Here is a 6,449-nt window from a genome sequence, read left to right on the forward strand (position 1 = left end):
AACAAAAATATATGTCGTTAAATAGTCGTTAATAGAATTATCATAATATTTCTACGAATAACCGTCAATTAATATTTTGAAAGTTAACTCTCCTTAACAAACCATTGGAAATCCCTTACAGTCACTAAAAAAACTACAGTAACAACTGTAGTTCATCAATGAATTAATTCATTTCCATTTATTTTTCATTTTCTGACCTTCCTCAAAAGACAAAGATTTTTTATCTATCATTTTCAATGAATTACTCTTTAAATCCAATTCATATGTATTTAATACCCAAGGTAAATCTTCCAGATTGTAATAACTCATTGTTTCTAACCTATTTTTCTCATTGAACCTTGGTGGTAAAGTATAGGACAAAACACTCTTTACTGATACTATTTTTTCATTATCAACATAATACAGATAGCCTGCCTCTGTGTTACAGTCTAATTGATTTGAAACCACCACGATATCAGGATAAGATTTAGATATTATCGGAAACACGGTTCTTTGGGTTTGGTTATAAGGATAATCCTTTAAAATGATGGATGTCGTTTTTATTTCTTTTTCACCTTGTTTTTGAATTAGAAAACTATAATTACCTATAAATACTTCATCGCCTGTGCTGCAAAGGTAATAGTCTGTTTTAGTTTCTTTAGGAGCAAAAAAATAAACATTATAACTAATCCCTTTAGTATCTTTAACTTTTAACAAAACTCTGCTTTTTTCAGAAAAATTAATTTCTGTTGCATAAGAGTAAGTTTGAAGGTGTAAATAAGTAAAAAGAAATACTGCTATAAAAAATATTCTTGTTAACCTCATCGGGGTCACTCCTATTAAAATTTTCTATGCATTTTAGTCCCAAAGTAATTTCACATTTAAAATCTTTTACTTTACTATTTGGAGACAAGAAAATTCTATACTGCTTTTAGCCTCAGTCCGTTGCACTACTACACTTCTTGAACCTACCCTGCCGTTAGTCAGGAATAATCTCCAAATGGAACCACACCTCTCAACTAACCAGCTAAATAGGCTGTCAATTCCCTTATTCAGTACTTAATTGACCATGCCAAATAACCCTCCAAAACTCTTTTGGTAGGGTGTTTCCCTGTAAAACAAAACCGTTATTTGGCCAAATCCAGGAACGGCTTTTCTCATTATCATTAACGCCTTTTACCACTGAAGGAGTTTCTTGCTACGGAAGCGAGCGACTCTTTGTCCGATGTTCCTGGTAATTTTCAACGATTAACTAAATTGATTTAACCAATTTCAAAGATAATCACAGCTGATTTTTTCATATAGAATGGATCACTTATATTCTTCTTCAATAATTTTTCTCCCGTTTCTTTCCCTAAATATAAATTGATAATCATTCTACCTTAACTTTAATTTGATCAATGGCATTATATCCATAACCTTTTTTATTCCAAAAAGGAAAATCCGGTTGAATTTGACCAAATGAATCTGTTGCTCTCGATTTAATCGTATATTCACCTTTTTCTAATATAGTCCATTCAAATGACCAACTAACCCATCCATAACCAATATTTTGACGAGGTAAAATATCGGCGTTTCTCCATGTATAGCCACCATCAAGACTAATTTCAATCTTTGTAATTACTCCTTTTCCTGTCCATGCAATTCCTTTTATTAAATGCTTACCAGTATTAATAATTTCCATATCCAGCGGTTTTTGGATAGTCGAATTGATATTTATTGTAGTAACTGGAAATGCACCTTGAACATTGTCTTGATTTGGATAATACACATAATCAATTGTTTGAAACGGCCCATTGAATGTAGAAGCAATAACACTTATCTGCTTTATCCACTTAACGGATGCCATTGCATACCACTGGGGAACTATTAACCTCAGTGGATAACCATGTTTAAAAGGAATTGGCTGGTCATTATATTCATATGCAATAATGGTATCTGGATGCAGTGCTTTCTCGATAGGCAAACTCCTTGTATAGGTAAAAATCTCATCTAGATCTTTCCTATTTCCATAATCATAACCCTCCACAACAACTTCTTTTGCCCCTTCCCCCATGCCAGATAATTCAAGTAATCTTCGTAATGGTACACCTTTCCACCTACCTTGGCTAATAGCTCCCTTTCCCCATTGTTCTCCAAATATTTTAGGTTCGAAGAGATTACGCTTGTCACCCGAGCATTCAAGGACAACTTCCACCGTTTTGGATGGGTATTGAAGAATGTCTTGCATGGACAGTAGTAAAGGAGCGGATACTAACCCATTTATAGGGAGCCAATAGTTTGAATAGGAAAGAGTCGGATAAGAAAAGTGGTTCCTTCTATAAAATAATTGGTTTTCCATGCTATCATTATTGATGAAATGAATCGGTGTCTCCTGATTTTCCGGCTGCAAACTACGTGTCAATAAATAGGGTTTCACTTTATGTGGATTTGTCATAATTCCCCCCTAATTATAATGAATCATTATAGATGTATACGTTCGGTACAGCCTAATTAGGTTATTGAATTTTAACTTCAAATTCAGGCGAGCTTTATGCCGGCTAAAAATAGCCGCTTCTCGAGAAAGTTATTGAGTATTTTTTTTATTTGAAATAATTATAATTGGACTAACTGGCTATTCGGGACAGAACAACAGTGATGAGAGGCTGCCTATCATATTTTAAGAAGGAGTGTTTCTAATGGATAGTACTATACAAACTTCTTTTGAAAATTTACTTTCTCAAGATAAGGACTTACAATACGAAGCCTACAATCATATCCTTGCTTCTACCAAAGAAGAGGTGGACTGGGCTTATGATGTATGGGACCAATTGAAGGAGGATTTGACTCATTCTGATAACCACCGAAGATCAAGGGCGGCACAATTTCTTAGCAGTTTGGCGAAAAGTGATCCTGAGAAAAGAATGCTAAAGGATTTCCCATTGGTTTGGGAAGTGACAAAAGATAAAAAATTCGTCACTGCAAGACATAGCCTACAATCTATATGGAAAATAGGTCTAGCTGGCACTGAGCAAAAAGAAATGGTAATAAGAAGTCTTGTTGATCGGTATTTAAATTGCGTTCATGAAAAAAACTACACGTTAATTCGTTTTGATATTATTCAAGGACTTAGGAACTTGTTTAATGAAATAAAAGATGAAGAAATAAAGCAAATCGCACTGAATTTAGTTGAAAAAGAAGAGGATGCAAAATATCAAAAGAAGTATGCAACTGTATGGAAAAATACGTAGAGAACGCCAACGTTGTGTCATTATAAAAAGGAGAATACATATCAGACGTTTATAATATGTATTCTCTTCTTGTTAACAAAGCTCCATTCCGTGGAATGCATAATCCTTTAGGATATTAATCCAATTGCATTTTTTAGAACTTTCGGAGCCTTTTTAATTCCTTCCGTTCCAACAAAACTGCTCGCACTCGCTATTAATATGCTTGAAGAAATGAATTTGACCACATAAAAAATTCCTGATCCAATAATTAGATCTAGGATTAAAAACCTTTTAATTGTTGAGCCTTTTATTATATAAAAAACGATTTGGTTGTTTTTCTTCCTAATCAGCATTGTCACACCCTTATCTTTTTATAAAGGGTATGACAAAGAGGGGTTGTCATATTCTTCGGCATCATGTCTTTTCTATTTAATAAAACTGATTTCCGCCAACTGGAACTAAATGTGTTTCAAGAGGTAACATATAGATTCACTTAAATTTTTCCGAAATTATGTTTTTAGCTGAATACATATAAGGAACACTCATACCCTTGTATGATACATTCGAGTCACATTATTTCCCAAAGTAAAGAGCAACCAATGAATGGATGCTCCAAGGAAATCGGTTTAACCCTTAATGGTGTTAGCAATTGTTTCTTGGTTTTACTGCAATCACAACATCATTCTTTATCCTCTTTTTTCTTGCTGCCATTTTTATCTTCTTTTTTCTTGCTACAATTTTTATCTTTGCTCTTACAACATTTTTTATCCTCTTTGCTACTGCATTTCTCTAGTTTAAAACTATATTCCAATTTAAAACAGCATTTTTCTTCTTTAGACTTATTGTCTTTCTTACTATTATTTTCTTCCTCTTTTTCTTTTCCCATGTAATCACCTCCATCTCATGCTTTGCTTTATATTATAGAAATTATTAAATTACGCTTGTGCTTGTCCCCAATAATTAAATTACATATTTTATATACAGTGAAAAAGCACCCAGACAATGAGTGCCTTTCGATGATTTATAAAACATACAGAAAGTGTTTAGGCACACACTTATTAAATGCATTTGCCTAATAACATAAAAAACTGCCTACCCATGGATAGACGTTTAAATATAGCCTACGAATTGACATGTTAATTGTCAAAAGATTACTTTGTTTATGCCAACCGCCATTCATCTCCCCCTTTCAGTTGTAATCAACGCTTGAAGAGAAGAGGAAAAGATTTAGTCTTTTTTTTTGCTTAATTTTAACTATCATTGGTTCTATTTATACCGTCTTGTTTGCCCCTTATCATTCGAGGAAAACTAATATTATCGATGTCAGTATTACTGCTATAATCGAGTTTGTCATGAACATTATGTTTATCCTTTATTTTATAAAGATATATTATTAAAAAGCACACTTTAGGTGCTTTTTTAATTTTTCCACTTCCCCCTAACTGTTCGATATCACGATTCATCCCTATCAATTAAAAGAGAATCAGAAATGAAAAAATTTTGCCTATTAACAGCTTCTTAGTACTAATCTCTTTTTCTCCTAATAAACTTAATAAAAAAACTATTTAGGAGGGGTCAAATGTTTAATAAATCTACGAATAAAAAACTGAATAGTACTACTCCAATTATTTGTAAAATAAATGACGTCACTTACCAAAAGTACCATCTATATAAGAAATCATATGAGCGGGAAGTATTGGTCATAAAAGATTACGGTAAAGACCGTGGTGTTACCAATAAAAGTATTGCGTTATTCGAAGCAGTTAAAGACCAATTTGACCGTTTTAAAATTGCAAAAATTGTTAAAGAAATTAATAACGAAAATTTTTTAGTCGATAGCGACCTCATCCTTATAGACAAAAAAGGAAATGAGCTACACCTATCTGGTTGTAGTTGCGGGTATGCAGGCACTGGTTCACATGGAACTGTTGAAATTTTGAATAAGGCTGGATTCGAGATAGATAGAAGATTTGTGATTTGCTCAAAAGGATTCACTCTTTTTCATCCAAATGAAGAAAAAGAACTTTATGGCGAACGTTTATAGGTTCCTGTAAATCTAGAATAATTACTGAATCCACTTTTCAAAGATAGAATTCTTATCTACCCAACTGTTCATTTTTATCTTTTTTGGAGCTTCATTTGTAATTATCACTACTTATTCTCCCCATGGTTAACTTATATGCGGAATTAATATTTACTCTTTTACTTTTAATGTGTTGATATAGTTCAATTTTTCAGACAATTTCAAATCATATCATATCACTGGATATAGCGCGAGGTAACAATGGGGTATGTAGAGGGGTGAAACATTTTCCCCTCTTTTTTCAGTTCTGTCACTAAATATTTCCCATATTCTTACTGAATCACATCAATTATATATATGAACTGACTACTTGTTATTATTTTAATTAGGCTAGTTAACTGTTTTTATTTAATAAGGGCCGTTACCAGCCCTATTAATAAATGTTAGTTATTTAGATTTGCTCAGAATGCAACTGACTATTTCTAAATTTCAATGTCTTCCAAGATTATTTGTGGTTTCTGGCGTCTATCCAACTAATCTAATTTTTTAATGACAATAGAAGCATTTACACTTGCTTGTGTTCCGCCAATGGGAGTTGTAAGCCCCACCGCAGCGGCTGAAGAATGATTTCGAAGAGTAAGAACGCCTCCTGCTCCTATCGTAAATATTGCTTGACCTTCGTTTTGCTGCGTCCCTGCACCAGACCCATATATGGTTCCAGGAACCAAAGTTCCATTTAAAAATAGTGCAAATTGATTTGGTTCTGTACCCGATACGGAGAAAGTGACTTCGTAAATGCCAGCAGTGGTAATCAGTATTGAAGGTGATCCTGGAGCATGAGTAATTCCTGGTGTAGTTATCCCATTTGTATCGAATGTAACATCTGCCTCAATTGCAACAGTTTGAGCAAGTAAATTGTAAATATACGCAAATTCCGCTAACCCAGCACCGGTTGCTCCGGTTGGTCCCGCCGGTCCGACTGCTCCGGTTGGCCCCGCTGGTCCGACTGCTCCCGCTGCTCCCGTTGGCCCCGCTGGTCCGACTGCTCCCGCTGCTCCCGTTGGCCCCGCTGGTCCGATTGCTCCCGCTGCTCCCGTTGGCCCCGCTGGTCCAACTGCTCCTGCTGCTCCGGTTGCTCCGGTTGGCCCCGCTGGCCCGACTGGTCCGACTGCTCCCGCTGCTCCCGTTGGCCCCGCTGGTCCGACTGCTCCCGCTGCTCCCGTTGGTCCCGCTGGTCC

Annotated in this window: 7 protein-coding genes; 2 read left to right on the forward strand and 5 right to left on the reverse strand. The window is 35.2% G+C overall.

Features of this window, described 5'->3' with window-relative positions; all coding sequences use genetic code 11:
- Positions 1–168: 168 nt before the first annotated feature.
- Positions 169–804 (reverse strand): hypothetical protein, encoded by a 636-nt coding sequence (locus ACSR9O_RS21940; protein WP_491725098.1) that lies wholly within the window; start codon positions 802–804, stop codon positions 169–171.
- A 547-nt stretch (positions 805–1,351) separates the two neighbouring features.
- Positions 1,352–2,416: a sulfite oxidase gene (locus ACSR9O_RS21945; RefSeq protein ID WP_491725099.1), complete on the reverse strand. Its 1,065-nt coding sequence runs from the start codon at positions 2,414–2,416 to the stop codon at positions 1,352–1,354.
- A 241-nt stretch (positions 2,417–2,657) separates the two neighbouring features.
- Here ACSR9O_RS21945 and ACSR9O_RS21950 point away from each other — a divergent pair, with 241 nt between their 5' ends.
- A complete protein-coding gene (locus ACSR9O_RS21950; RefSeq protein WP_485906712.1) occupies positions 2,658–3,209 on the forward strand; it encodes a hypothetical protein in 552 nt (183 codons plus the stop codon).
- Between the two features lie 658 nt (positions 3,210–3,867).
- Here the strand turns inward: ACSR9O_RS21950 and ACSR9O_RS21955 are convergent.
- Positions 3,868–4,074 (reverse strand): hypothetical protein, encoded by a 207-nt coding sequence (locus tag ACSR9O_RS21955; protein WP_101221507.1) that lies wholly within the window; start codon positions 4,072–4,074, stop codon positions 3,868–3,870.
- A gap of 364 nt (positions 4,075–4,438) precedes the next feature.
- Complete coding sequence (locus ACSR9O_RS21960) at positions 4,439–4,651, reverse strand: hypothetical protein (protein ID WP_260357168.1); 213 nt, start codon at positions 4,649–4,651, stop codon at positions 4,439–4,441.
- Positions 4,652–4,767: 116 nt separating this feature from the next.
- Between ACSR9O_RS21960 and ACSR9O_RS21965 the strand changes: the two genes are divergently transcribed.
- The gene (locus ACSR9O_RS21965) at positions 4,768–5,232 is read left to right on the forward strand and encodes a hypothetical protein (RefSeq protein WP_230178272.1); all 465 of its coding nucleotides are present in this window, start codon (positions 4,768–4,770) and stop codon (positions 5,230–5,232) included.
- A 512-nt stretch (positions 5,233–5,744) separates the two neighbouring features.
- Here the strand turns inward: ACSR9O_RS21965 and ACSR9O_RS21970 are convergent.
- A partial coding sequence (locus ACSR9O_RS21970) for a BclA C-terminal domain-containing protein (protein ID WP_491725100.1) occupies positions 5,745–6,449 on the reverse strand: 705 nt, incomplete at its 5' end.

The sequence above is a fragment of the Peribacillus sp. B65 genome, from assembly GCF_058513295.1.